Origin of the sequence: Asticcacaulis endophyticus, assembly GCF_014652575.1 — a bacterium.
GTDB lineage: Bacteria > Pseudomonadota > Alphaproteobacteria > Caulobacterales > Caulobacteraceae > Asticcacaulis > Asticcacaulis endophyticus.
Genome location: NZ_BMZB01000005.1, coordinates 70,912 through 96,227 on the forward strand (window position 1 = coordinate 70,912; position 25,316 = coordinate 96,227).

The 25,316-nt window shown below is 56.8% G+C and carries 37 protein-coding genes; 32 read left to right on the forward strand and 5 right to left on the reverse strand.

From position 1 onward, the window contains the following. Positions 1-383 precede the first annotated feature (383 nt). The 30 genes from rpsJ (at position 384) to IE102_RS15235 (ending at position 18,576) form a co-directional block, all read left to right on the forward strand. Positions 384-692, forward strand: a complete 309-nt coding sequence (gene rpsJ, locus IE102_RS15090; protein WP_006273890.1) for a 30S ribosomal protein S10 — start codon at positions 384-386, stop codon at positions 690-692. Positions 693-703: 11 nt separating this feature from the next. Continuing rightward, a complete protein-coding gene (gene rplC / locus IE102_RS15095) occupies positions 704-1,447 on the forward strand; it encodes a 50S ribosomal protein L3 (RefSeq protein ID WP_189488185.1) in 744 nt (247 codons plus the stop codon). 2 nt (positions 1,448-1,449) lie between these two features. After that, positions 1,450-2,082 (forward strand): 50S ribosomal protein L4, encoded by a 633-nt coding sequence (gene rplD / locus IE102_RS15100; RefSeq protein ID WP_189488187.1) that lies wholly within the window; start codon positions 1,450-1,452, stop codon positions 2,080-2,082. A gap of 3 nt (positions 2,083-2,085) precedes the next feature. Further along, positions 2,086-2,382, forward strand: a complete 297-nt coding sequence (locus tag IE102_RS15105; RefSeq protein WP_189488189.1) for a 50S ribosomal protein L23 — start codon at positions 2,086-2,088, stop codon at positions 2,380-2,382. 15 nt (positions 2,383-2,397) lie between these two features. Then, positions 2,398-3,234 (forward strand): 50S ribosomal protein L2, encoded by an 837-nt coding sequence (gene rplB, locus IE102_RS15110; RefSeq protein ID WP_189488191.1) that lies wholly within the window; start codon positions 2,398-2,400, stop codon positions 3,232-3,234. 3 nt (positions 3,235-3,237) lie between these two features. Next, positions 3,238-3,516 carry a 30S ribosomal protein S19 gene (rpsS, locus tag IE102_RS15115; protein ID WP_189488193.1) on the forward strand — a complete coding sequence of 93 codons (279 nt, stop codon included), beginning with the start codon at positions 3,238-3,240 and terminating at the stop codon, positions 3,514-3,516. A gap of 2 nt (positions 3,517-3,518) precedes the next feature. Next, the gene (gene rplV / locus IE102_RS15120) at positions 3,519-3,914 is read left to right on the forward strand and encodes a 50S ribosomal protein L22 (protein WP_189488201.1); all 396 of its coding nucleotides are present in this window, start codon (positions 3,519-3,521) and stop codon (positions 3,912-3,914) included. After that, entirely contained in the window at positions 3,914-4,666 is a 753-nt protein-coding gene (gene rpsC / locus IE102_RS15125; protein WP_189488203.1) for a 30S ribosomal protein S3, read from the forward strand. Before rplV ends, rpsC begins: the two co-directional genes overlap by 1 nt. 5 nt (positions 4,667-4,671) lie before the next feature. After that, positions 4,672-5,115 (forward strand): 50S ribosomal protein L16, encoded by a 444-nt coding sequence (rplP, locus tag IE102_RS15130; protein ID WP_189488205.1) that lies wholly within the window; start codon positions 4,672-4,674, stop codon positions 5,113-5,115. 4 nt (positions 5,116-5,119) lie between these two features. Then, the gene (gene rpmC / locus IE102_RS15135) at positions 5,120-5,311 is read left to right on the forward strand and encodes a 50S ribosomal protein L29 (protein ID WP_189488207.1); all 192 of its coding nucleotides are present in this window, start codon (positions 5,120-5,122) and stop codon (positions 5,309-5,311) included. A 9-nt stretch (positions 5,312-5,320) separates the two neighbouring features. Beyond that, positions 5,321-5,557, forward strand: coding sequence for a 30S ribosomal protein S17 (gene rpsQ, locus IE102_RS15140; protein WP_189488209.1), 237 nt, complete (start codon positions 5,321-5,323; stop codon positions 5,555-5,557). Positions 5,558-5,871: 314 nt separating this feature from the next. After that, positions 5,872-6,240 carry a 50S ribosomal protein L14 gene (rplN, locus tag IE102_RS15145; RefSeq protein ID WP_189488211.1) on the forward strand — a complete coding sequence of 123 codons (369 nt, stop codon included), beginning with the start codon at positions 5,872-5,874 and terminating at the stop codon, positions 6,238-6,240. Position 6,241: 1 nt separating this feature from the next. Continuing rightward, positions 6,242-6,559 carry a 50S ribosomal protein L24 gene (gene rplX / locus IE102_RS15150; RefSeq protein WP_189488213.1) on the forward strand — a complete coding sequence of 106 codons (318 nt, stop codon included), beginning with the start codon at positions 6,242-6,244 and terminating at the stop codon, positions 6,557-6,559. After that, on the forward strand, positions 6,552-7,109 hold the full coding sequence (rplE, locus tag IE102_RS15155) for a 50S ribosomal protein L5 (protein ID WP_189488215.1): 558 nt from the start codon (positions 6,552-6,554) through the stop codon (positions 7,107-7,109). The genes rplX and rplE overlap by 8 nt, the downstream gene beginning before the upstream one ends. 19 nt (positions 7,110-7,128) lie before the next feature. Next, complete coding sequence (rpsN, locus tag IE102_RS15160; RefSeq protein ID WP_189488224.1) at positions 7,129-7,434, forward strand: 30S ribosomal protein S14; 306 nt, start codon at positions 7,129-7,131, stop codon at positions 7,432-7,434. Between the two features lie 14 nt (positions 7,435-7,448). Further along, positions 7,449-7,847, forward strand: a complete 399-nt coding sequence (gene rpsH, locus IE102_RS15165; RefSeq protein WP_189488225.1) for a 30S ribosomal protein S8 — start codon at positions 7,449-7,451, stop codon at positions 7,845-7,847. A 25-nt stretch (positions 7,848-7,872) separates the two neighbouring features. Beyond that, on the forward strand, positions 7,873-8,406 hold the full coding sequence (rplF, locus tag IE102_RS15170; RefSeq protein WP_189488227.1) for a 50S ribosomal protein L6: 534 nt from the start codon (positions 7,873-7,875) through the stop codon (positions 8,404-8,406). Between the two features lie 3 nt (positions 8,407-8,409). Further along, positions 8,410-8,763: a 50S ribosomal protein L18 gene (rplR, locus tag IE102_RS15175; protein WP_189488229.1), complete on the forward strand. Its 354-nt coding sequence runs from the start codon at positions 8,410-8,412 to the stop codon at positions 8,761-8,763. Between the two features lie 11 nt (positions 8,764-8,774). Continuing rightward, the gene (gene rpsE, locus IE102_RS15180) at positions 8,775-9,350 is read left to right on the forward strand and encodes a 30S ribosomal protein S5 (RefSeq protein WP_189488231.1); all 576 of its coding nucleotides are present in this window, start codon (positions 8,775-8,777) and stop codon (positions 9,348-9,350) included. 5 nt (positions 9,351-9,355) lie between these two features. Further along, positions 9,356-9,532: a 50S ribosomal protein L30 gene (gene rpmD, locus IE102_RS15185; protein ID WP_189488233.1), complete on the forward strand. Its 177-nt coding sequence runs from the start codon at positions 9,356-9,358 to the stop codon at positions 9,530-9,532. A 118-nt stretch (positions 9,533-9,650) separates the two neighbouring features. Next, on the forward strand, positions 9,651-10,133 hold the full coding sequence (rplO, locus tag IE102_RS15190; RefSeq protein ID WP_189488235.1) for a 50S ribosomal protein L15: 483 nt from the start codon (positions 9,651-9,653) through the stop codon (positions 10,131-10,133). 158 nt (positions 10,134-10,291) lie between these two features. Continuing rightward, positions 10,292-11,662: a preprotein translocase subunit SecY gene (secY, locus tag IE102_RS15195; protein ID WP_189488237.1), complete on the forward strand. Its 1,371-nt coding sequence runs from the start codon at positions 10,292-10,294 to the stop codon at positions 11,660-11,662. Continuing rightward, positions 11,659-12,219 carry an adenylate kinase gene (locus IE102_RS15200; RefSeq protein WP_189488240.1) on the forward strand — a complete coding sequence of 187 codons (561 nt, stop codon included), beginning with the start codon at positions 11,659-11,661 and terminating at the stop codon, positions 12,217-12,219. Before secY ends, IE102_RS15200 begins: the two co-directional genes overlap by 4 nt. A 355-nt stretch (positions 12,220-12,574) precedes the next feature. Then, positions 12,575-12,943 carry a 30S ribosomal protein S13 gene (rpsM, locus tag IE102_RS15205; protein WP_189488242.1) on the forward strand — a complete coding sequence of 123 codons (369 nt, stop codon included), beginning with the start codon at positions 12,575-12,577 and terminating at the stop codon, positions 12,941-12,943. 16 nt (positions 12,944-12,959) lie between these two features. Beyond that, on the forward strand, positions 12,960-13,349 hold the full coding sequence (gene rpsK, locus IE102_RS15210) for a 30S ribosomal protein S11 (RefSeq protein ID WP_189488244.1): 390 nt from the start codon (positions 12,960-12,962) through the stop codon (positions 13,347-13,349). Between the two features lie 78 nt (positions 13,350-13,427). Continuing rightward, a complete protein-coding gene (locus IE102_RS15215) occupies positions 13,428-14,444 on the forward strand; it encodes a DNA-directed RNA polymerase subunit alpha (RefSeq protein WP_189488246.1) in 1,017 nt (338 codons plus the stop codon). A gap of 289 nt (positions 14,445-14,733) precedes the next feature. Beyond that, positions 14,734-15,150 (forward strand): 50S ribosomal protein L17, encoded by a 417-nt coding sequence (gene rplQ / locus IE102_RS15220; protein WP_189488248.1) that lies wholly within the window; start codon positions 14,734-14,736, stop codon positions 15,148-15,150. A 309-nt stretch (positions 15,151-15,459) separates the two neighbouring features. Then, entirely contained in the window at positions 15,460-15,618 is a 159-nt protein-coding gene (locus tag IE102_RS15225) for a hypothetical protein (protein ID WP_189488250.1), read from the forward strand. A 138-nt stretch (positions 15,619-15,756) separates the two neighbouring features. After that, positions 15,757-17,025 (forward strand): alkaline phosphatase family protein, encoded by a 1,269-nt coding sequence (locus tag IE102_RS15230; RefSeq protein WP_189488252.1) that lies wholly within the window; start codon positions 15,757-15,759, stop codon positions 17,023-17,025. A gap of 96 nt (positions 17,026-17,121) precedes the next feature. Further along, positions 17,122-18,576: a Do family serine endopeptidase gene (locus IE102_RS15235; RefSeq protein WP_189488254.1), complete on the forward strand. Its 1,455-nt coding sequence runs from the start codon at positions 17,122-17,124 to the stop codon at positions 18,574-18,576. A 49-nt stretch (positions 18,577-18,625) separates the two neighbouring features. Here IE102_RS15235 and IE102_RS15240 read toward each other — a convergent pair whose 3' ends face one another. The 4 genes from IE102_RS15240 to IE102_RS15255 form a co-directional block, all read right to left on the reverse strand. Next, positions 18,626-19,015: an endonuclease domain-containing protein gene (locus IE102_RS15240; protein WP_189488256.1), complete on the reverse strand. Its 390-nt coding sequence runs from the start codon at positions 19,013-19,015 to the stop codon at positions 18,626-18,628. A 102-nt stretch (positions 19,016-19,117) separates the two neighbouring features. Continuing rightward, positions 19,118-20,395, reverse strand: coding sequence for an HlyC/CorC family transporter (locus tag IE102_RS15245; protein ID WP_189488258.1), 1,278 nt, complete (start codon positions 20,393-20,395; stop codon positions 19,118-19,120). Beyond that, positions 20,392-21,516 carry a 3-dehydroquinate synthase gene (aroB, locus tag IE102_RS15250; protein ID WP_189488260.1) on the reverse strand — a complete coding sequence of 375 codons (1,125 nt, stop codon included), beginning with the start codon at positions 21,514-21,516 and terminating at the stop codon, positions 20,392-20,394. Before aroB ends, IE102_RS15245 begins: the two co-directional genes overlap by 4 nt. Next, positions 21,513-22,085: a shikimate kinase gene (locus IE102_RS15255; RefSeq protein ID WP_189488261.1), complete on the reverse strand. Its 573-nt coding sequence runs from the start codon at positions 22,083-22,085 to the stop codon at positions 21,513-21,515. The genes aroB and IE102_RS15255 overlap by 4 nt, the downstream gene beginning before the upstream one ends. A 109-nt stretch (positions 22,086-22,194) precedes the next feature. On the opposite strand from IE102_RS15255, the gene IE102_RS15260 reads away from it, so the two are divergent. Further along, on the forward strand, positions 22,195-23,112 hold the full coding sequence (locus IE102_RS15260; RefSeq protein ID WP_189488267.1) for a tyrosine recombinase: 918 nt from the start codon (positions 22,195-22,197) through the stop codon (positions 23,110-23,112). 259 nt (positions 23,113-23,371) lie between these two features. Next, entirely contained in the window at positions 23,372-24,331 is a 960-nt protein-coding gene (locus IE102_RS15265) for an acetyl-CoA carboxylase carboxyltransferase subunit alpha (protein ID WP_189488268.1), read from the forward strand. 13 nt (positions 24,332-24,344) lie between these two features. Here IE102_RS15265 and IE102_RS15270 read toward each other — a convergent pair whose 3' ends face one another. Then, positions 24,345-25,241, reverse strand: coding sequence for a mechanosensitive ion channel family protein (locus IE102_RS15270; protein ID WP_189488269.1), 897 nt, complete (start codon positions 25,239-25,241; stop codon positions 24,345-24,347). Positions 25,242-25,316: the final 75 nt, after the last annotated feature.

Consider the following 25,316-nt stretch of genomic DNA (forward strand, 5'->3'; position numbering starts at 1 on the left):
GCGTCGTGCGGGCAGGGGACAAACCAAGGCGTTCCGGAAACGCGTTTCCCCTTATTGTTTTTGGATTTTTCCGACATCAGGTCTTGACGGGGAGGGAATCCTTGGGCATAAGCGCGACCTCTGTTGGATCGGCTGTGGTGCCTCAAGTGATTGAGGTGTCAGACGCGGTTCGCAAATCAAACGTTCAGGCACGGAATTGAGCCTTATACCGTAAGGCTCGAAACGGTGTCTGTTTTTTTGCTTTCATCTGCCGGGAAACTGGTAGATGAGGGTGGTAGTTGCGGAATATGCGTTCAGTCTCTTTTTTAGAGCCTGAGTTGGTCTTTGAAATGGTTCACTGCACGCGTTAAACCCGCAAGCTCTTTTATTGGAATACGAGCGATATGGATCGTCAGAATATCCGCATCAGACTCAAGGCCTTCGATCATCGCGTGCTGGATCATTCCACACGCGAAATCGTGAACACGGCCAAGAGAACGGGCGCCACCGTTCGGGGACCTATTCCCCTGCCTACGCTCATTGAGCGTTTCACCGTAAACCGTTCGCCGCACGTCGATAAGAAGTCCCGCGAACAGTTTGAAATTCGCACGCACAAGCGTGTGCTCGACATCGTCGATCCGACTCCTCAGACCGTGGACGCGCTCATGAAGCTCGACCTGTCGGCGGGTGTCGATGTCGAGATTAAGATCTGAGGATATTGACCATGCGGACGGGCTTGATTGCCAAAAAGCTGGGCATGACGCGTTATTTCGATAACGATGGCGTCCATGTGCCAGTTACCGTTCTCTCTCTAGAGGGCTGCCAGGTTGTGGCGCAGCGTACGAAGGACAGGGACGGCTATGTCGCGCTCCAGCTCGGTGCTGGATCTGCGAAAGCAAAGAACACCACGAAGCCGGAGCGTGAGCGCTTCGCCAAGGCTCAGGTTGAGCCCAAGGCGATCCTCGCTGAGTTCCGTGTTTCCGAAGACGCGCTTGTCGACGTCGGTGCTGAATTATCGGCTGACCACTTCGTTGAAGGTCAGAAGGTCGACATTCAGGGCACGACCATCGGTAAGGGCTTTGCCGGCGCCATGAAGCGCTGGAACTTCGGTGGTATGCGCGCAACTCACGGTGTGTCGGTGTCTCACCGGGCACACGGTTCAACGGGTCAGCGTCAAGACCCAGGCCGTACCTTCCCAGGTAAGAAGATGGCCGGTCACTACGGTGTTGAAACCGTCACGACCCTGAACCTCGAAGTGGTTCGCGTTGATGCCGAGCGTGGCCTTCTTTATATTCGCGGTGCTGTTCCCGGTTCGGAAGGGTCTTTCGTCAAGATCCGTGACGCCGTGAAAAAGGCCGCTCCGCAAGGTCTGCCGTTCCCTGCTGGTATTAAGTCTGTAGCTGCCGCTCCGGTCGCTGCAAATGAAGCCCCGGCTGAGGCTCCTGCCGCAGAAGAGGGAGCTGAATAATTATGAAAATCCAAGTCACCAATCTGAACGCTGATCAAGCGGGCGAGCTGGAACTTTCGGACAACGTCTTCGGTCTCGAAGATATCCGCTCCGACATTCTGGCCCGCGTCGTAAACTGGCAGTTGGCCAAGCGCCGCGCCGGTACGCACAAGGTTCAGACCCGCAATGAGAATTCTCGTACGGGTAAGAAGATGTATAAGCAAAAAGGCTCCGGCGGCGCCCGTCACGGCTCACGTCGTGCCCCGCAGTTCGTCGGTGGTTCGCGCGCTTTCGGTCCGGTCGTTCGCTCTCATGCGTTTGACCTGCCTAAGAAGGTTCGTGCGCTCGGCCTGCGTCATGCTTTGTCGTCCAAGGTAAAGTCCGGCTCGCTGATCATTCTGGATCAGGCGATTGTGGATGCCCCGAAGACCCAAAGCCTGCTGGCATCTTTCGAGAAGCTCGGCCTGAAGAACGCGCTGTTTATCGCGGGTCCTGAAGTCGACACCAACTTCGCTCTGGCCTCGCGCAACATCCCGAATATCGATGTGTTGCCGAACGCCGGTCTCAATGTCTATGACATTCTGCGTCGTGAAAAGCTGGTTCTGACCAAGTCTGCGGTCGAAGCCATCGAAGCACGCTTTGCTGTGGGAGCTTAAGAGATGGCTGCTACTATTCGCAATTACGACGTTCTCCTGTCGCCGCACATCACCGAAAAGGCCACTCTGCTGTCCGAGCAGAACAAGGTTGTCTTCAAGGTGTCGCTGGACTCCTCTAAAGACGAAGTCGCCTCGGCGGTCGAAGCGCTTTACGGCGTTAAGGTCACCAAGGTGAACACGATCGTTCAAAAGGGCAAGACCAAGCGCTTCAAGGGCATTAAGGGTCGCCGCATTGATGTCAAAAAGGCGATTGTTACCCTCGAAGAGGGCCAATCCATAGACATCACAACCGGCTTGTAAGGAGAGGTTTGAGCAATGGCTTTAAAGCAATATAATCCGACCTCCCCCGGCCGTCGTCAGCTTGTTCTGGTTGACCGTTCGGAACTGCACAAGGGTCGCCCTGAGAAATCACTTGTCGAAGGCTTGACCAAGTCCGGCGGTCGTGGTGCCGGTGGCCGTATCGCTGTCCGCTTTCGCGGCGGTGGTGCCAAGCGCCTGTACCGCATCATCGACTTCAAGCGTCGCAAGTTTGATGTGGTCGGCACGGTTGAGCGTCTGGAATATGACCCTAACCGTACCGCGTTCATCGCGCTGATCAATTACGCCGACGGCGAAAAGGCCTATATTCTGGCCCCGCAACGCCTCAAGGCCGGTGACCAGATCATCGCCTCTGAAAAGGTTGACGTGAAGCCTGGTAATGCCGCTCCGTTGCGCGCCCTGCCGATCGGCACGATCATCCACAATGTTGAGCTGAAGCCGCTTAAGGGTGGCCAGTTGGCCCGCTCGGCCGGCGCCTATGCTCAGCTTGTTGGTCGTGACGCCGGTTACGCTCAGATCCGTCTGGGTTCGGGCGAGCTTCGCATGGTGCTTGACACCTGCATGGCGACCGTCGGCGCTGTGTCCAACCAGGACCACATGAACGAAAACCTCGGTAAAGCCGGTCGCTCTGTCCATAAGGGCCGTCGTCCACACGTCCGCGGTGTCGCCATGAACCCGATCGACCACCCGCACGGTGGTGGTGAAGGCCGTACCTCCGGTGGTCGTAACCCTGTGACACCTTGGGGCAAGCCCACCAAGGGTCGTAAGACTCGTACCAACAAAGCGACGGATAAGTACATCATCCGCTCGCGTCACGTTAAGAAGGCTCGCTAATCCATGGCACGCTCCGTATGGAAAGGTCCTTTCGTGGATGGTCACCTTCTTAAGAAGGCTGACGCCGCGCAGGGTTCCGGTCGCAAAGAGGTCATTAAGACCTGGTCGCGTCGCTCGGTCATCATGCCCCAGTTCATTGGGCTGACGATCGGCGTATATAATGGTCAAAAGCATGTGCCCGTAATCGTGTCGGAAGACATGGTTGGCATGAAGCTCGGTGAATTTTCGCCTACGCGGAACTTCCCCGGTCACGCCGCTGACAAGAAGGCGAAGAGGAAGTAATTATGTCTCAGACAAAAAATCCTCGCCGCGTTGAAGCCAACGAAGCCCGCGTCAAGCTGGTTTCGGTGCGCATCAGCCCGCGTAAGCTAAATCTGGTCGCTCAATCCATTCGTGGTCTGAAGGTGCAACGCGCCCTCAACGAACTGGAATTCAGCCACAAGCGCATCGCCAAAGACGTTCGCAAGGCTTTGTATTCGGCGATCTCCAATGCCGAAAACAACCACAACCTGGACATCGACAACCTGTTTGTCGCTCAGGCTTATGTGGGCAAAGGCATTGTCATGAAGCGTTTCGCTTCACGGGCTCGTGGCCGTTCGTCGCGTATCCTCAAGCCGTTTTCGGAAATCACGATTGTGGTTCGCGAATTCGGTGCCGAAGCTGCTAAAGGGGCTGCGTAATGGGTCAGAAAGTTAATCCTATTGGTCTGCGCCTCGGCGTCAACCGCACCTGGGACTCGCGCTGGTTCGCTGCGCGTCAGGAATATGCCAAGCTGCTTCATCAGGACCTGAAGATCCGTAAGGAACTCAAGGAAAAGCTGAACGCAGCCGGTGTGTCGCGCATCATCATTGAGCGTCCTCACAAGAAGTGCCGTATTACCATCTACGCCGCCCGTCCGGGCGTTGTGATTGGTAAAAAAGGCCAGGACATCGATAAGCTGCGCAAGGACATCGCCACCCTCACTGAGGGCGAAGTGTTCCTGAACCTGGTCGAAGTGCGTAAGCCCGAAGTCGACGCTCAACTGGTTGCCGAGTCTATCGCTCAGCAGCTTGAGCGCCGTATCGCCTTCCGCCGCGCCATGAAGCGTTCGATCCAGTCGGCTATGCGTCTGGGCGCCAAGGGCATCCGTATGAACCTTTCGGGCCGCCTTGGCGGTGCTGAAATCGCGCGTATGGAATGGTACCGTGAAGGCCGCGTGCCTTTGCACACCATCCGTGCTGACATCGACTTTGGTTTTGCCGAAGCCCTGACCACCTATGGTATCATTGGTATCAAGGTGTGGATCTTCAAGGGCGAAGTCCTTGAGCACGATCCGATGGCCCAGGACAAGCGTTGGGCGATTGAGGCGGCTGGCCCATCGTCAAACGAACGTCCTGAGCGCTCTGACCGTAACCGCGGCCCGCGCCGCGATCGTAATCAGAAGGAGGCTTAAGAGCCATGTTGCTCCCTAAGCGCACCAAATACCGCAAGGCTTTCAAAGGCCGTATTCATGGCAACGCCAAGGGCGGCTTTACGCTGAACTTTGGTTCGTATGGCCTGAAGACGGTCGAGCCTGAGCGCCTGACAGCTCGTCAAATCGAAGCTGCCCGTCGTGCGATCACCCGCCAAATGAAGCGTCAAGGCCGCGTTTGGATCCGTATTTTCCCTGACCTGCCGGTCACGGGTAAGCCTGCCGAAGTCCGTATGGGTAAAGGTAAGGGTGCGGTGGATTACTGGGCTGCTCGCGTAGCTCCGGGTCGCATTCTGTTTGAAATCGACGGCGTGCCGGACGATATCGCTCGCGAAGCTCTGCGCCTCGGCGCGGCTAAGCTGCCGGTTCGTACCCGCGTCGTGACCCGCCTTGATGCCGGCATTGCGCCGGTCGCTGAGGCTGCGGAGTAGGATCATGACCAAGATTGCTGACCTGCGGGGCAAGACCCCTGACCAATTGCACGAAGAACTGCTCAATCTGAAGAAAGAGCAATTCAACCTGCGTTTCCAGAAGGCCACTGGCCAGATGGAAAAGACTCACCGTGTAGACGAAGTTCGTAAGGACATCGCCCGCATCAAGACCCTTTTGACGGCCCAAAAAGCCTAAGGAGAGACCATGCCCAAGCGTATTCTGGAAGGTCTGGTTGTTTCCGATAAGGGCGACAAGACCATCGTTGTTAAGGTTGAACGCACCGTTCTGCACCCGCTCTTGAAAAAGACGGTCCGCGTATCGAAGCGCTACCACGCCCACGACGAAGCTAACACCTACAAGGCTGGCGAAACCGCACGCATCATCGAATGTGCGCCTAAGTCGAAGCTGAAGACCTGGGAAGTGCTTCCTAAAGAAGCCTAATGGCTTCGCCAAAAAGTTTGAAAGCTATGCTTTCAATACGTTTTTGGCGGGTCAATTCAGGAAAAATGCTCTCGAAGCGGTTCTTCGAGCATTTTTGAGTTTACTTCTAACGCGGAATGAGGCTTATGCCTCATTCCGCGAATATTTGTCGGTATAGCGTTGCGGTCTGCTTTGGCCGCAAAACCTGCCGAAAAAGAAATTCAAATCATGAGTAGGGGCTTGCCCTGATAGCGTGATTTGCTCGTATCGTTTCAAACCAAGGCACCTTAAGCAACAGCGAAGGGTTTTGGTTTGGGTTTCAAGGAAGTTTGAACATGATTCAGATGCAAACTAACCTGGATGTTGCCGATAATTCCGGCGCACGCCGGGTCATGTGCATCAAGGTGTTGGGTGGCTCTAAGCGCCGCTACGCCTCGGTGGGTGACCTGATCGTCGTTTCCGTTAAGGAAGCGATTCCGCGTGGTCGCGTGAAGAAGGGTGATGTGCTGCGCGCCATCGTCGTTCGCACCGCGAAAGACATCCAGCGTAAAGACGGATCGGTGATCCGTTTCGACACCAATGCTGCCGTGATCGTCAATAAGTCGTCCGAGCCCGTTGGCACTCGTATCTTCGGCCCGGTTCCGCGCGAATTGCGCGCCAAGAACCACATGAAGATCATTTCGCTGGCACCGGAGGTGATCTGATATGGCTGCGAAGATTAAGAAAAACGACACCGTTGTTGTGTTGACCGGTAAGGACAAAGGCCGTCAAGGCAAGGTCCTTCGGGTACTGACTGAAGAAAACCGCGTCGTCGTGCAAGGCATTGCTGTGGTTCAACGCCACACCCGCGCCAGCCAGACGAACCCGCAAGGCGGCATCATCAACAAAGAAGCCGCTATCCACGTTTCGAACGTCGCCCACATCGACCCGAAGTCCGGCAAGCCAACCCGCGTTGGTTTCAAGATTGATGGCGACAAGAAGGTGCGCGTCGCCAAGAAGTCCGGTGAGGTCATCAATGGCTGATACGAAGTACACTCCGCGCCTTAAGGCGGTCTATCTTGAGACCATCCGTGAGGCCATGAAGGCTGAGTTCGGTTACACGAACGAAATGCAAGTGCCAAAGCTTGACAAGATCGTTGTCAATATGGGTATCGGCGAGGCCGTTGCTGACTCCAAGAAGGTAAAGGCTGCGATCAAGGATCTGGCTGCTATCACGGGTCAGAAGCCGGCTGAAACCAAGGCTCGTCAATCCATCGCCGGCTTTAAGCTGCGCGAAGGTATGGTGATCGGCGCCAAGGTTACGCTGCGCAAGGATCGTATGTATGAATTCCTCGACCGCCTGATCACGATCGCGCTGCCGCGCGTGAAGGATTTCCGTGGTCTGAACGGTAACTCCTTTGACGGTCGTGGCAACTATGCCATGGGCCTGAAGGAACACATCGTGTTTCCGGAAATCAACTACGACCAAATCGATCAGATGTGGGGCATGGATATCGTTGTCTGCACCACGGCTCCGAGCGACAAGGAAGCTAAGGCGCTTCTGAAGGCGTTCCAGTTCCCGTTCACGTCGTAAGCGGGGAGAGAAAGATATCATGGCAAAGAAAAGCGCAATTAACCGCAACGAGATGGTCAAGAAGCTGGTGGCTCAATATGCCTCTAAGCGCGAAGCCCTCAAAGCGATCGCTGTCGATGAGTCTCTTCCGCTGGAAGAACGCTTCGATGCCCGTCTGAAACTGGCCAAGTTGCCTCGCAACTCAGCGCCCAACCGCATCCGTAACCGCTGCGAAATCACCGGTCGTCCGAGAGCTTTCTATCGTAAGCTTAAGATGAGCCGTATCGCTTTGCGTGAGCTTGGCAACCAGGGACAAGTCCCCGGTCTGACCAAGTCAAGCTGGTAAGGGAGGATTGAAATATGTTCGTTAACGATCCTCTGAGCGACATGATCGCTCGTATCAAGAATGCGGCCATGCGTAAGCGTTCCAGCGTTCTGACCCCGGCCTCCAAGCTGCGCGGTCGCGTGCTCGATGTCCTTAAGGACGAGGGCTATATCCGCGGCTATGAGCTTCTGGAAGTTCCCGGCGAGTTTCCTCAGTTCCAGATTGAACTGAAGTACTTCGACGGTGAGCCGGTCATCGCGGAAATCGCCCGCGTGTCAAAGCCAGGCCGTCGCGTCTATTCGTCGATCAAAGATCTGAAGCCTATCAAGAACGGCCTCGGTATCTCGATCCTGTCCACGCCCAAGGGCGTCATGTCTGACAACGCAGCCCGCGACAATAACGTCGGCGGCGAAGTCCTCTGCCGCGTCTACTAAGACCGGCTGATAGGAAATTAAGACCATGTCTCGGATTGGTAAAAAAGCTATTGCTGTTACGAAGGGCGTGACCATCACGCTCAACGGGCAGGACATTCAGGTCAAGGGCCCCAAGGGGCAACTGGCCTGGACCGTCGTTGAAGAAATCGAAGTCAAGTATGAGGGCGACGAAATCACCGTTGCTCCGCGTGGCGATACTAAGCGTCACAAATCTATGTGGGGCCTCAGCCGCACCCTGATCGCCAATATGGTGAAGGGCGTGACTGACGGCTTCGAGCAGAACCTTGAACTGGTCGGCGTGGGTTACCGCGCCGCCATGAAGGGCACCTCGCTTGAGCTGCAGCTCGGTTTCTCGCACCCGGTCGAGGTCCCGGCGCCCACCGGCGTCACCTTCGTGGTGCCTAAGCAAACCGAAATCAAGATCCAGGGAATCGACAAGCAAGTCGTCGGTGAACTGGCCGCCAAGATCCGCAAAATTCGTCCGCCTGAGCCCTATAAGGCTAAGGGTGTTCGTTATGCCGGCGAAAAGGTTCGCCGCAAGGAAGGCAAGAAGAAGTAAGTCATGGCTCTGTCTCCTCGTGAACAATTGGCTCGTCGCGCGCAACGTAATCGTACGCGCCTCAAGAAGCTCTCCAACGGCCGCCCGCGTTTGTCGGTGTTCCGTTCGGATAAAAACATCTACGCTCAGATCATCGACGATCTGAAGGGCGTGACCGTAGTTGCGGCCTCGTCCCTCGAAGCGTCGACTAAGCGTGGTTCGGACGCCTCCGCCGCCACCGAAGTTGGTAAGCTGGTTGCCCAGCGTGCCATCGAAGCCGGTATCAAAGACGTTGTCTTTGATCGTGGTGGTTACATTTATCATGGCCGGGTGAAGGCGTTGGCAGATGCCGCGCGTGAAGCCGGTCTCAACTTCTAAGGGGTACGTTCATGGCTCGTCCTAGCGAAAACCGCAATGAGCGTCGCGATCGCACCGAAGAACCTTCGGAATTCGTAGAAAAGCTCGTCGCCATCAACCGCGTCGCCGCTACTGTTAAGGGTGGTCGTCGTTTCTCGTTCGCCGCTCTGATGGTCGTTGGTGACCAAAAAGGCCGCGTTGGCTACGGTCACGGTAAGGCCCGTGAAGTGCCGGAAGCTATCCGCAAGGCTACCGAAGAAGCCAAGAAGTCGCTCGTTCGCGTGCCGCTTCGTGAATCCCGCACTCTGCACCACGATGGCTACGGCCGTTGGGGCGCCGGTAAGATCCAGCTTCGCGCGGCCCCTCCGGGCACTGGCGTGATCGCAGGTGGTCCGATGCGTGCGGTGCTTGAAACCCTGGGCGTTTCCGACGTGGTCGGCAAGTCGCTTGGGTCTTCGAACCCTTACAACATGGTGCGCGCCACGTTTGAAGCGCTGAAGGTGCAGTCTTCGCCCCGTCAGATCGCCTCCAAGCGCGGCAAAAAGGTTGGCGACATCCTGACGCGCCGTAACGACGGCGCTTCGTCGCCTGAAGCGATCGAGGGCTAATCATCATGGCACAAGTCACAGTCAAGCAGACGGGTTCGCCCATCCGCCGTACCAAAGATCAGCGCGCAACGCTCGCCGGTCTGGGCCTGAACAAGATGGGCCGTGTCTCCACTCTGGAAGATACGCCTTCGGTTCGCGGCATGATCGCCAAGGTGGCTCACCTGATCGAAATCGTAGACTAAACAAATGCCCGGAGGAAACTCCGGGCATTTTGCTATTTATAGAAGCCTGAAACATCAGGCTTCACTCCATCAACGCCGAGTCCGCACCTTGCGGGCGCATTCAGATATGAGGCATACAATGACAAAATTGAACGAAATCCGCGATAACGAAGGCTCGACCAAGGGCCGTATGCGCGTAGGCCGCGGCCCTGGCTCCGGCAAGGGCAAGACCGCCGGTCGCGGTGTGAAGGGCCAGAAGTCCCGTTCGGGCGTCTCGCTGCTGGGCTTTGAAGGCGGTCAAATGCCGCTGTACATGCGTATGCCTAAGCGCGGTTTCAACAACCCGTTCGCTCTGAAATTCGCTGAAGTCAACCTGTGGCGCCTGCAAGACGCCATCGACGCCGGTAAGATCGATGCCAAGGCTGAGATCACGGGCGCTGTGCTTAAGGCTGCGGGCGTTATTCGTCGTGAGCTTGACGGCGTGCGTCTGCTGGGCGAAGGCGAGCTGAAGTCCAAGGTTACCCTCAACGTCTATTCAGCGACCGCAGGGGCTGTGAAGGCCGTTGAGGCTGCCGGTGGCACCGTGACCCAAAAGCGTCCGGCTAAGAAGCCAGCGGCGTAAGTTATCCACGGGTGATATAAGCCCTTGGGCTGAGGGGCGGGCGCTTTGGTGCGTGCTGCCTCTTGGCCTTTCGGTTTTGTCCGCCTATATCTGCCTGAAGGTCGTGAGTCTGTGTCATCAGATTCTTTTGGGGACTTTCTGATTTTTAAGGGTACTTGATGGCATCGGCTGCTGAACAACTTGCTGCGAATATGAATTTCGGCGCCTTTGCGAAGGCAACCGAACTTCATAAGCGTCTTCTTTTTACGCTGGGTGCGCTGATTATCTGCCGTCTGGGGACCTATGTGCCCGTTCCCGGCATTGATATGGCCGCGTTTGACCGCGCCTTTTCGGGACAGTCTCAGGGTATTTTGGGCATGTTCAACATGTTCTCCGGCGGTGCCGTTGAGCGTATGGCCGTGTTTGCCCTGAACATCATGCCGTACATTTCCGCGTCGATCATTGTGCAACTCATGGGCTCGATCTACGGCCCGTGGGAAAAGCTGCGCAAGGAAGGCGGGGAGGCGGGCCGCAAGCAGCTTAACCAGTATACCCGCTATCTGACGCTGGTTCTGGCCATTGTTCAGTCGTTCTCGATCGCAGCAGGTATGCAGGCATCGGGGCTGGCGCTCAATCCGGGGCCGTTCTTCCTTATCGCGACCGTGACGACGCTTACCGGCGGCACCATGTTCCTGATGTGGCTGGGTGAGCAGATCACCGCGCGCGGCGTCGGTAACGGCTCCTCGATGATCATCTTTACCGGCATTGTCGCCGTCCTGCCGTCAACCATAGCCCAGCTTCTGGCGCTCGCCAAAGAAGGACAGATCGCGCCTCTGGTGCTGCTCCTGGTCGTTCTGGTGCTGATTGCCACCATCGTCTTTATCGTGTTCATGGAGCGCGCCCAGCGTCGCCTGCTGGTGCAGTACCCTAAGCGTCAGGTCGGCAACCGTATCATGGGCGGCGATACCTCGTTCATGCCGCTTAAGGTCAATACCGCCGGTGTTATTCCGCCGATTTTTGCCTCGTCGCTGTTGCTGCTGCCGACCACGATCCTGCAATTTGCAGGTTCCAACCCGGATGCCATGCCGACCTGGTTGCAGTGGCTGCCTACGCTTACGACGCAACTGACCCATGGCCAGCCGCTGTTCATGGCTATCTATGCCGCTCTGATCATCTTCTTCTGTTTCCTGTACACCTCGCTGGTGTTCAATCCGGACGAAACCGCTGAGAACCTGCGTAAATACGGCGGCTTCCTGCCGGGTATCCGTCCGGGTAAGCGCACGGCTGAGTATCTGGATTTCGTTCTGACGCGCATTACCGTGATTGGTGCTGGCTATATCACCATCGTCTGTTTGCTGCCGGAACTGTTGATCTCCAGCCTTGGCAACAGCTTCTACTTCGGCGGTACGTCGATCCTGATCGTGGTGTCGGTAACTATGGACACGGTTGCCCAGATCCAGTCGCATCTTTTGGCCCATCAGTATGATGGTCTGATCAAAAAATCGAAAATGAAAGGCGGAGCGCCAAGACTCCGCGGGGGAGCTCGATGAACCTAATACTTTTCGGGCCGCCTGCGGCCGGTAAGGGCACTCAGGCCAAGCGTCTGGTGGTGGCACGTAACATGGTGCAACTGTCAACCGGTGACATGCTGAGGGCCGCTATTGCTGCCGAAAGCGAACTGGGCCTCAAGGTCAAGGATATTCTGGCCAGCGGCGGCTATGTGGCCGATGAGATCGTCATCGCCCTGATCCGTGAGCGCCTGCCAGAGGCCGAAGCTGCCGGTGGGGCGATCTTTGATGGCTTTCCGCGCACTGTGGCCCAGGCCGAGGCGCTGGACGCGATGCTTGCCGAGCGTGGCAGCCAGATCGATAAGGTCGTGCGCCTGAATGTCGATGAAGCCGCGCTGATTGACCGGATCGAGACGCGCTTTGCCGAGCAGGGTCGCAGCGACGACAACCCGCAAGTTTATAAAGAGCGTCTGGCGAAATATAATGCTGAGACCGCACCGCTTTTGCCCTTCTATGCCGCGCAAGGCAAGCTTGCTGAGGTTGAGGGCATGGGCTCAATGGAAGAGGTCGCCGCCCGTATCGAGGCGGCCCTTGCTTAACAGATTTCCTTTCAGGCTCCCTTAGAAGGCCTGAGAGATTTAATTGCCGGTTTTGAATTTTCACCCCAAAGCCGGTTCTACAATTAAGACCAAAGATGCTGGCCCAGCTTTTTCACCTCTGGGCTCAAGTCTTAGTCTGTAACTTCGCCGTCCAGATCGCTTAAGGCGTTAAACCTTAAGCTTTTGGGCAAAAAACCATTGACGGATGATGATTCCTTATTATAAGGGGTCGCTTCCGCGAAAATAACACGCGTGTTCTTTTGGGCTGGCCTTTACATCAGGCACGCTTAAAGGCATACGTGTCGCCTTTCGTTTTTTGGCGCGCCGTAAGGTTGTGCCCCGAGGAGAATTAGACGTGGCCCGTATTGCAGGCGTCAATATACCGACAAACAAGCGCGTCCTTATCGCGCTCCAATATATCCATGGCATTGGCCCGCAAAAGGCTAAGGAAATCGTGGAAAAAGTGGGCATTGAAGATGCCCGTCGTGTCAATTCGCTGTCTGACGCCGAAGTGCTGCAGATCCGTGAAACCATCGACCGTGACTATCTGGTCGAAGGTGATTTGCGTCGCGAAGTCTCGATGAACATCAAGCGCCTGATGGACCTGGCCTGCTACCGCGGCCTGCGTCACCGTAAGGGCCTCCCGGTGCGTGGTCAACGCACTCACACAAATGCGCGTACGCGCAAAGGTCCGGCGAAACCTATCGCTGGCAAAAAGAAGTAATCGGGACCGCTGAGCAATGGCTAAGGAACCTACACGCGTTAAAAAGCGCGAACGTAAAAACATCACCTCGGGCGTGGCACATGTCAACGCTTCGTTCAACAACACCATGATCACCATCACGGACGCGCAGGGCAATGCGATTTCGTGGTCGTCGGCTGGCCACATGGGCTTTAAGGGTTCGCGTAAATCGACCCCTTACGCCGCCCAGGTTGCCGCCGAAGACGCAGGCCGTAAGGCTATGGAACATGGCGTCAAGACGCTGGAAGTCAGCGTTGCCGGTCCGGGTTCGGGCCGTGAATCGGCTCTGCGCGCCCTGCAGGCGGTGGGCTTCACGATCACCACGATCCGTGACGTCACCCCGATCCCGCATAACGGCTGCCGTCCGCCGAAGCGTCGTCGCGTTTAATTTCGTCTAATTCTATTTAACAGCCGCCGTTTCGTTTGATCGCGAAGCGGCGGCCTTTCCCACAATTTGAGGGACGCAATGATCGAAAGAAACTGGCAACAGCTAATTCGTCCCGAGAAGCCCCAGATCGAGTCCGGCGTGGATTCTACGCGCAAGATGCGTCTGGTCGCGGAGCCGCTGGAGCGCGGTTTCGGGGTAACTCTCGGTAACGCTTTGAGACGTGTTCTCCTGTCTTCGTTGCAGGGTGCGGCTGTTACGGCTGTGCAGATCGATGGTGTCGTTCACGAGTTTTCATCTATCGAAGGCGTTCGTGAAGATGTCGTGGATATCATCCTCAACATCAAGCAACTGGCGCTGCGTATGCATGCCGAAGGCCCCAAGCGCATGGTGCTTCGCGCCTCTGGTGCTGGCCCGGTAACCGCCGGTCAGATTGATGTCCCGGCCGATATCGAAGTGCTTAACCCTGACCATGTCATCTGTACTCTGGATGAAGGCGCTTCGGTACGCATGGAATTCACCGTTCAGACCGGCAAGGGCTATGTGCCTGCTGACCGTCTGCGTCCGGAAGATGCCCCGATTGGCCTGATCGCCGTCGATGCGCTTTATTCGCCGGTCAAGAAGGTTGCTTACCGCGTCGAGCCGACCCGTCAGGGTCAGTCGCTCGATTACGATAAGCTGGTGATGGAAGTTGAAACCAACGCCGCTGTGACCCCGATCGATGCCGTGGCCTTTGCTGCGCGTATCCTTCAGGATCAACTGCAAATCTTCATCACCTTTGAAGAACCTAAGCCTGCCGTTGTCGAAGAAGGTAAGCCTGAGCTGCCGTTCAACCCGGCTCTGCTCAAGAAGGTCGACGAACTGGAACTTTCAGTCCGTTCGGCGAACTGCCTGAAGAACGACAACATCGTCTATATCGGTGACCTGATCCAGAAGACGGAATCGGAAATGCTCCGTACGCCGAACTTTGGTCGTAAGTCGCTGAACGAGATCAAGGAAGTTCTGTCGTCCATGAGCCTTAACCTGGGCATGGACGTGCCGAACTGGCCGCCTGAGAACGTCGAGGATCTGGCTAAGAAGTTCGAAGACCAGATATAAGAGACCTCACTTAAAAGTCCCTCGCTTTGCTCGGTGTACTTTTAAGTGTATAGATATGGACAAAGGCGAGACCGAAGTGAATTCGGTCTCGCCTTTGCCTTTTTATAGAAGCTGAGTTTTGGCTTCACTTATCGGGAAAGACCAAAACCTTGTCCCGGTAATTTCGACCCACGTTGGGTCGACGCTTATGACGGGCAGGGGCCATTCGGGTTTCTTAGCCTTTAGATCATGGGCTCGTTTTTGGGAGGTCGGACAGGCTGCGTGCCGCCGGTCTTTTGGAGATTTTATTATGCGTCACGGTTCAGGCCACCGCAAACTCGGTCGCACCAGCGCCCACCGTACGGCAATGTTTGCCAACATGGCTGCGTCGATCATCAAGCACGAACAAATCACCACCACCCTGCCGAAGGCCAAGGAAATGCGTCCCTTCGTCGAAAAGCTGGTGACCCTGGCCAAGTCGGGCACCCTGCACGACCGGCGTATCGCCATCTCGCGCGTTCGTGACGTCGCTCAGGTCGGCAAGCTGTTCGAAGTGCTTGGCCCGCGTTACAAAGACCGCAACGGCGGCTACATCCGCATCATGAAGGCTGGCTTCCGCCACGGCGACAACGCCGCTATGGCCATCATCGAATTCGTCGAGCGTGACGAAAACGAAAAGGGCAAGGATTCCGGCCCGGTACTGTCGGTTGAGACCGAAGAGGCCTAAAAACCTCTCCTGCCGATGCAGATTACCTAAAAAGGCTTCCCGTTATGGCGGGGAGCCTTTTTTATGTTTGCGGGTGCGTAAAAATCGGACGGGGGCATACCTAATGCCTTATGCGGCAGGCATTCGCCGGTGTGCGGCGCGTGATATTTATCACATAATTATTTATTACTGCTTAGTTAACGCGTCTGTGATCATCCGCATAAGGACTGTGACTTTCCCTGACGCGGTTTATACCCTACGCTTCAGGTGAAGATTAAGACCACGGGGTCAGGTCTTCTACCTTACATCACCCATATTCAGGAGGTTGCTATGTCCAATGACGTACAAAGCCATGCGTACACCCCTGCTACAGGCGCACCGATCCTTTCGGAAGCGCTGCTGAGTGAGACCCTTTTCGGGCATGATGAACCCGCGTTCAGCGACGCGTCCGATATGGACGTTCTGGATCGCATCCGCACCTGCGACTAAAACGAACAGCATAAACATATCAAAAGCCTCCGCAGTCGCGGGGGCTTTTTTGCGGCCCGCTGCCGTCTGCCCCTTGTCACCGCTCTGACGTATCTTTTATGTAGTCTGTTGTGATCGTTGGGTTAAGCCGGGTGCTTTATGCGTAAACAGATTTTGGGGGCCATCGCCCTGATCATGATGGGCCTGGGGGCGTGCGTCTCCAAACCGCAGGCGCCTGTGGCAACCGTTGAAGCGACCAATGAAAGACCGACAAGTGAAAAACCAGCCCCGCTGATACTGATTTCCATTGATGGCTTCCGGGCCGACTATCTGGATCGCGGCATAACCCCCAATCTCAAAGCCTTAGCCGACAGTGGCGCGCGCGCCGCCATGCGTCCCAGTTTCCCCAGCCTGACCTTCCCCAATCACTATACGCTGGTCACGGGTCTGCGGCCTGATCATCATGGCATTATCGGCAATACCATGCGTGATCCGCGCCGCCCTGATGAGCGTTTCAGGCTGGCCAACCGTGAGGCGGTCATTGATCGCTTCTGGTGGGATGATGGCAAACCGTTCTGGATCACGGCGCAGGCGAAGGGGCTTAAGGTCGCGGCTATGTTCTGGCCGGGTTCTGAGGCCGATATCCGCGGCGTGCGCCCGACATACTGGATGACCTATGATGAGGAGATGCCGCACCCGGCGCGCGTGGCACAGGTGCTCAACTGGCTGGATATGCCGGTCGCTGAACGGCCTGATGCGATTAGCCTTTATTATTCGAGCGTCGATCATGAGGGCCATGATTATGGCCCCGACAGCCCCGAAGTTAATGCCGCTCTGGCTGATGTCGATCAGTCGGTCGGGCAACTTATTGACGGGCTGAAATCGAGAGGCATCACCGCCAATATCGTCATTGTCTCCGATCACGGCATGGCTAAGCACCAGCCTGAAACCTTTGTCCGCATCGCCGACCTTTTACCCGAAGGCAGTTATGATCTGGTGGCGGGCGGGCAGGTGGTGATGCTTGATCCGAAGCCGGGTCATGAGGCGCAAGTCAATGACATTCTGATCCGCCATAAGCCAGCGCATATGACATGCTGGCCGCGCGAGAAAATACCGGCCCGCTACCATTTCGGTAAACACATCCGCGTGCGCAAGATTGTCTGCATGGCCGATGTCGGGGGCTATATCGTGGCCCCCTCCCGCGATAACTGGATGCCCAAACCAGAGGGCGGTAGTCACGGCTATGACCCCTACGATCCGCACATGCAGGCGACCTTTATCGCCAGCGGTCCGGCCTTTAAATCCGGCGTGCGTCTGAATACTTTTGATAATGTCGATGTCTACGGTTTGATCATGGAACTGCTTGACCTTAAGCCTGAACCCTATGACGGCACGGCCAAGGTGTTTCGGCCAGCCTTGAAAGACTGAGATCCGGCCTTTTTCAGGCGCTATCCGGCCTTGATAGCGCCGCAAAGACCTCTACATAATTGGATGACTATTCCTTTTGTGAGCCTGACCCAACCCATGACGACATCCTTGCGCAAAGCTGCCTCCATTATCGCCCTGACTATGGCCGGTTTGATGAGCGCCTGCTCCGGCCAGACCGAACCGCAGGATAATTACGAGGGTTCGGGGTTTCATCAGCAGCCGCTCGGCACACCTAACCGTAAAGTACCCGACAGCGCCATCGGCATGAAGTCGTCCTTTGCACCGGTCGTGCGCGATACGGCGCCGGCGGTCGTCAATGTCTACGCCAAGCGCGTCTCCCGCCGCCAGGTCGATCCATTCTGGCAGATGTTCGGCGGCGTCAATCCGCGTCCGCAGGTCGAGCAGTCCCTGGGCTCCGGCGTGATCGTGCGCGGGGACGGCGTGGTGGTGACCAACAACCACGTCGTTCAGGGCGGGCAGGAATTCATGGTCGTGCTCAATGACCGGCGTGAATTTCCGGCCAAGCTGCTGCTGGCCGATGAACGCACCGATCTGGCTGTGCTTCAGCTTGAGACCAACGGCGAAAAGTTCACCACGCTTAATCTGGATGACGGGCGCGACCTGGAGGTTGGTGATCTGGTGCTGGCGATCGGTAACCCGTTTGGGGTCGGCCAGACGGTGACCAACGGCATTATCTCGGCCCTTGACCGCACCGATGTCGGGCCGGGCGAGGGGGCGTTCATTCAAACCGATGCCGCGATTAACCCCGGCAATTCCGGCGGGGCGTTAGTCGATATGGACGGCGACCTGATCGGCATCAACAGCTTTATCCTGTCACGCTCAGGCTCTTCGGCGGGGGTTGGGTTTGCCATCCCTTCGGCTATGGTGCGCCGGGTAGTCGATACGGCACTCGGCGGTAAGTCCACGCTGGTGCGGCCGTGGCTGGGGGCCAAGGGCGATGCGGTAACCTCAGACATTGCCCGTTCCATGAACCTTCCGCGCCCCGAAGGGGTGCTGGTCAGCGATATCTATAAGGGCAGCCCCGCCGATCAGGCGGGCTTGCGCACCGGCGATGTCATCACGACCGTCGATGGCCAGCCGGTCAATGATGCCCGCGCCATCGCCTATCGGATGAGTGTGCGCAACCCCGGTGAGACGGCGCAACTGGGCATTATCCGTGACGGTAAGCCGCAATCGGTCAAGGTCAAGGTGCAACCGCCCATCGCCACACCGGCCAAGGATGAGCGCCTGATCAAGGCCAACACGCCACTGCTGGGGGCCAAGGTTGTCAATATGTCGCCCGCCGTGGCCGAAGAAGCGGGCATTGATATCTTTGCCGCCCCGCGCGGGGTGCTGGTGTACGGTATTGAATCGAACCGCGCCTATGCGGCCCGCGCCGGTTTCCGCCCCGGTGATATCATCAAGGATGTCAACGGCACGCCGATTACGTCGGCGGCGCAGTTAGAGCAGATTCTGAGCACCCGTCCGGCGTCATGGAAAATCAGCATAGTTCGCCAAGGGCAGACGATGACCGCGCAGTTTAGGGCGTAAACTATACCTCCCTGAAATCTCTGATTTTGGGGAGGGGGACCGCGACCGTTTACGGTCGGGGTGGTGGGGTGTCTTTTCTAAATTGAAGCCGCTCAAGCGCTTTAAGTCTGATGCCATCTGCGACGGTATCTACGTTTCTAAACACCTCCGCGGCAGGTACGCGATAGGTTTCAATGCCCTTTTCAGCAAACCATTTGTCGCGAATGAGGTCACGCTCATGATGACCGGCTAAACCATGCTCATGACCATCAACTTCGATGGCAAGCTTGGCTTTGGGACAGTAAAAATCAAGGATGTACGGCCCTAGCGGATGCTGCCGACGAAAGGTTAGTGTATCGTGCCGCTCTTTCAAACGCTGCCATAATAAATATTCGGGCACTGTTAACGACTTGCGAAACTTACGGGCCAGAGCCGTTTTTGGTTTAGGGGCGTTGTCCATAGTTTGAACTTAACCGACGGGCCACAGTTAAGAAACCCCACCACCCCGACCGTAAACGGTCGCGGTCCCCCTCCCCGAACGCAAGACGTTCAGGGAGGTATATTAGTCTTCAATCACGATCGGGGTGATTTTCAGCGCGGTGATCTGATTACGCTGGCGGCGCAGAATCTGGAACTTGCGGTCAAAAAAGATGAAGGTCTGACCGGGTTGAGGGATAGTACGGGCCTCATAGATCACAAGGCCAGCAATCGTAACCGCATCATCATCGGGCAAATCCCAGTCCATAAAGCGGTTCAGGTCGCGGATAGGTACATCACCATCAACAATAAGCGACCCATCAGCCTGCTTACGGATGCCGGTCTGGGCGGTGTCGTGCTCATCTTCGATATCACCGACGATTTCCTCCAGTATGTCCTCCAGCGTCACCATGCCCTGCAGTGCGCCATATTCATCGACCACCAGCGCAAAGTGCTGCTTTTGTTTTAGAAACGCGTTCAACTGGCTTTTGAGGTTGGTGGTGTCGGGGATGAACCACGGCTCACGGGTGATGGCGTCGATATCGAGGCTTAAGACATCGCCTCTGGCCTTGGTGATGGCGGCGAACAGGTCACGGGCATGGAGGACGCCGACAATGTTTTCCTGATTATCGCGGTAGAGCGGGATGCGGGTATGGCCGATTTTGAGCGCCTCATCGATGATGCGCTCAATGCCAAGATCCGCGTCAATCATGAATATCTGCTTGCGATGAACCATGATCTGACTGACATCCAGCTCAGACAGATCCAGCACGCCGCGGAACATATTGCGGTCGCGCTTTTCGACTGAGCCTTCGTCGTGGTGATATTCGATGGCCCCGCGAATTTCCTGATGGGCGGCCAGAACGTCGGTTTCCATCGACATGTTGACGCCGAACAATTTCAGGGTTTTGCGCACAAACCACTGCACGGCCTGCACGACGGGACCGAAGATATAGACGGCCCACAAAACCATCCGCGACATACCGCGCGCCACATCATCGGGCTTGGTGATCGCCAGGGTCTTGGGCAGGACTTCCCCGAACACCAGAATAAGTACGGTCATGACGCCGGTGGAGATGGCAATGCCCATAGCACCAGGGAACATGGCCGCCAGAACCGAGGTCGTTAGCGCCGAAGCCCCAATATTGATCAGGTTATTGCCCAGCAATATGGCGCCGATCATCTTTTCCTGATCGGTCAGCAGGCGGTTGACCCGTTTGGCCGCCTTATCGCCGTCGCGCTCAAGCTGGTGCATCCGCCCGCGTGAGGCGGCCGTCATTGAGGTTTCCCCCGCTGAGAACAATGCGGAGACAAACAATAATCCGACCAAAATCGGTGCGAGGACGAGCAGGGTGGTGATCATGCGTCTAGGCGGGCCAGTGCGCCCTCCGTCAGCAGAAAATCATAGATATCGGCGGCGGGCACATCCTTGGCCACGAAGGCCTCACCGATGGCGCGGGCCAGTACGAACACCAGTTTGCCGCCTTCGGCCTTCTTATCGTGGCCCATGTGCTCGATCAGGCGATCCGCATCAAACGGTGCGTTGCGGATTTCAGCAATCGTGGTCGGCAGGCCGGACTGCGCGATGGCGGCTACGGCCCGATCAGCATCAGCTTTTGAACACAAACCGGCGCGGGCGGAATAACGGAACGCCATCGCCATGCCGATAGCGACCGCTTCACCGTGCAGCAGGGTATCACCAAAGCCGACCTCGGCCTCCAGCGCATGGCCGAAGGTGTGGCCGAGGTTGAGCAGGGCGCGTTTGCCGCCTTCGCGCTCATCGGCGGCGACGATCTCGGCCTTCATCTCGACCGAGCGGGCGACGGCATATTTTATCGCGTCAGTATCAAGCGACAGCACCTTCTGATCATTGATCTCAAGCCATTCAAAGAAGACCTTGTCGCCCAGCAGGCCGTATTTGATGACTTCGGCATAACCGCACTTGATCTCCCGTGCGGGCAGGGTCGACAGCACATCCAGATCGCACAGGACTTTGCGCGGCTGATGGAACGCGCCGATCAGGTTCTTACCGCGCGGATGGTCGATGGCCGTCTTGCCGCCGACGCTGGAATCAACCTGCGCCAGCACGGTCGTGGGGATCTGGATAAAATCGATGCCGCGCATATAGATGCTGGCCGCAAAGCCGGTCAGGTCACCAATAACCCCGCCACCCAGGGCAATCACCACGTCCTTACGATCAAGACCTGCGTCAACAAACGCATCAGTGACAGTCTCAAGCCCTTCCCAGGACTTGGTTTGCTCACCGGCGGGCACGACGGTTTTAAAGGTCTTGAAACCCGCCGCTTCAAATTGGGCGACGACGCCATCGGCATGGAGCGCATCGACATTGGCATCACACACAATCAGCACCCGCTTGTTTTTCAGATATGGGCTGACATGGCTGACCACATCGCTGACCAGACCGGTATCGACCAGAACGTCATAGGGGGTGAACGCGCCGCCGGCGACAGGGATGGTGGTCATTTGTGGGTATCCAGATAGGTTTTGAGCGCTTCCAGCACCAGATCAACGCTTTTGGCGTGCGACTGATCGCCGGTTTCAACCGTCAGATGGGCCTCAGCATAGTAGGGATAGCGGTTGATTTCATGCTCACGCAGGACGTCCATCGGGTCGCGGTCTTTCAGCAGCGGGCGATGGGGTTTATTGGCCACCCGCCGCGCCAGCACCTTAAGGTCGGTCTTGAGCCAGACGACGATCGCCTTGTCTTTCAAACTGGCGCGGGTCTGGGCGTGCATAAACGCCCCGCCGCCGGTTGCCAGTACCTGCGGGCCTTCTTCGATCAGGCGCAGGATGACGCGGTGTTCGCCGTCACGGAAATTGGCCTCGCCCAGACTTGAGAAAATATTGGCGATGGACTGGCCCGCGGCCTTTTCGATTTCCTCATCGGCATCGCGAAAGGGCAGGCTAAAATGGTCGGCCAGACGCCGCCCGACCGTGGTTTTACCCACGCCCATCAAGCCCACCAGAACCAGAGGCTTGGGCAGGTCAAAGCGCGGACGCACGTAATCGGTTATGTCGGACGGCCCGGTCATGGGTGGCACGGGTGAAAAAAACAGCTCATGTTGATAGGGTTTACAGTATATTCATGGGTATTTTCCAGTGTTTATGCTAACGCACCCTCAAAGGGTTGTGGGAGTAATAATGGCGCGCGATCCGGTAAAGCAGTTTTTGCAAATGATGGCGGTGGAGCGCAATGCGTCTAAGCGCACGCTGGAGGCCTACGGGCAGGACCTGAGCGACCTTGCAGCGTTTGCAGGCAATGATCTGCTGGCCTTGGGCGAGGCTGATCTGGCGCGGTTTTTCGAGCATCTGGATGCGCTGGGACTGACGGGGGCAACACTACAGCGAAAGCGCTCGGCCATCCGGCAGTTTTTCCGTTTCTGTGTCGGTGAGAGTTTTATGCTGACCGACCCCAGCCGAAAGATTCCGGCGGCGAAAAAAGCGCAAGTCTTGCCCAAAATCATCAGCCGGGAAGAGGTTGAGGCGTTGATTTCGGCTGCCGAACTGAAAGGCCCGCACCATGCGATTCGCCTGAAATGTCTGATTGAAATTGCCTATGCATCAGGGATGCGGGTGTCTGAGATCGTGTCTTTGCCACTGGATGCGGTGATGAAAGACCCGGCCTATCTGATCATTAAGGGCAAGGGTGGGGTGGAACGGCTGGTGCCGCTTAATCCGTCAGCGCGGGTGGCGATTAAGGACTATTTGGGTGTGCGTGAGCTGTTTGTGGCCAAAGGCGATAAGGGAAACAGCTTTCTGTTTGCTTCACGCGGCGGCGATGGTTACCTGACTCGCCGACGGGTTGGGCAGTTGCTGGATGAGGCGGCGTTGAATGCGGGCATTGATCCGGCGCGGGTGTCGCCGCACGTTCTGCGCCATGCCTTCGCCACCCATTTGCTTGAGGGCGGCGCCGATTTGCGGGTGGTGCAAACCCTTTTGGGCCATGCCGATATTTCGACCACCCAGATATATACCCATGTGGCGGGTGAGCGCCTGCGCGAAGTGGTGGAAACCCATCATCCGTTAGCCCTCAAAAAGCGCAGCGTTAGGGCGGAGTAGCAATGCGGAAAACAGTAAAGTTTCTCCTCCCTACGCAGTGGGGACCGGGCAGCCGGAGCGGGTGGCGGCAAGCGTAGCGAGGCTGACGGAGGGGTAGCTTGTTGTACGCCGTAGAAATCCCCTCCGCCTCGTAAACTCGGCACCTCCCCATGGAATGGGGAGGAGGGATGCGTCATTTTTCGGCTTTTCCGAATGATCGCTTGCTGTATAAGGCCAGACTTTATAATTTGCTCGCCTTAAACGGTGTTGTGGGATTCCTTTGATGCGTCATTATCTCGAATTCGAGCGTCCGATTGCTGATCTCGAAGCCAAGATCGAAGAACTGTCCAGCCTGTCCGAAAGCGGCGGCACGGACATGGTGCCGGAACTGGATGCCCTGCGTCAGCGCGCCCATGTGATGCGCAAAGAAGCCTATTCAAAGCTTGAGCCCTGGCAGAAGACGCAGGTGGCCCGCCACCCTGAGCGCCCGCATTTTGTCGATTACCTTGAGGGTCTGATTGAGGATTTTGTCGAACTACGCGGTGATCGTAAGTTCGGTGATGATCAGGCGATTATCGGCGGTCTGGGCCGCTTCCGCGGCCAGAGCGTCGTCGTTATGGGCCATGAAAAAGGCCACGACACCACCACGCGCCTCAAGCACAATTTCGGCATGGCCCGCCCCGAAGGTTACCGTAAGGCCGTGCGCCTGATGGATATGGCCGAACAGTTCGGTTTGCCCGTCTTGACGTTTGTGGATACAGCGGGTGCCTATCCCGGCATCGGTGCCGAAGAGCGCGGTCAGGCCGAAGCCATTGCCCGCTCGACCGAGCGCAGCCTGACCCTGAAAGTGCCGATGATCACGACCGTGACCGGCGAAGGCGGCTCCGGCGGGGCGATTGCGATTGCCGCTGGCAACCGCGTGCTGATTCTGGAGCACTCCATCTATTCGGTGATTTCTCCCGAAGGGGCAGCTTCGATCCTGTGGAAAGACGGCGCGCGCGCCAAGGATGCCGCCGACCGGATGAAGATCACCGCCCCCGACCTGCTGAAATTCGGGATTGTCGACCGCATTATCGAAGAACCCGCCGGTGGGGCGCACTCCGACCCGGAACTAATGATCCGCACAGTCGGCAATGTGCTGGAAGAGGAACTGAAAGCCCTCAATTTCCTCAATGCCGATCAACTGGTCGCCCAACGCGCCGAACGGTTCTACGCCATTGGCAAGATCGGGCTGGAATAGGTTCTGACGCGGCCTAGTCCGCAAGGGTTTCTGGCGTGGCCTTTGGATGCTTATCCACCTGCACCTGATGCGGGTAGGGCAGGATGATGCCCTCAGAATCAAAACCCTTTTTGATCATCAGAAAAAGATCGGTCTCGGTCTGGAAATGATCGCCCGCCTGCACCCACGTCTGGAGGCTTATGGTCACCGATGAGTCAGCAAAACCGCGCACACCCGTCCATGTCACCGGAGCTTCAAGGGTCTTGGGGTGGCTTTCCGCGATGGTTTTCAGAACTTTGAGCGCGTGATCAAGGTCGGTGTCGTAATCGACGCCGATCATCATCTCTATCCGGCGGGTGCCGTTGTGGGTGAAGTTGGTGATCTGGTCGCTGATGATCTTGGAATTGGGGATGTTGATGCGCAGATTATTGGCATCGACCAGTTCTGTGGTGAATAGCCCCAGCCGATACACCGTACCCGATATATCATTGATGCGCACGACATCGCCGATGACATAGGGCTTGATGACCAGCAGCATGATGCCGGACGCGACATTGCTGAGGGTGCCTTGCAAGGCCAACCCGATGGCCAGCGACGCCGCACCCAGAACCGCGATGATCGAGGTCGTCTGCACCCCTAGCTGCGACAGGATCGCCACGATGCCGATCACCATGATCAGCCAGTTGACGACCTGAGAGAAAAACTCAGGCAGGGTCCGGTCAGCCGGGTTATGCGATAGTCGGCGCGCCATCTTACGCACCATGCCCGACAGCCAGCCTGAGATAATCAGCGTGACCGTCAGGATCAGCACGACCACAATGACTTTGCCAATGATCGTGTCGGCGTTGGCGGTCAGGCCCTGAATCTGCTTTTCAGCGTGCGCGGAATATTGCCCGACGAACGCTTCCATGGCCTTGAAATCAAATGTCATCCGATAACCTCTGCTAATTGCGGTAATTAAAGACCAAAATTGTGACAGGGTGAACCCTTAAAGCGGAAAAATGCG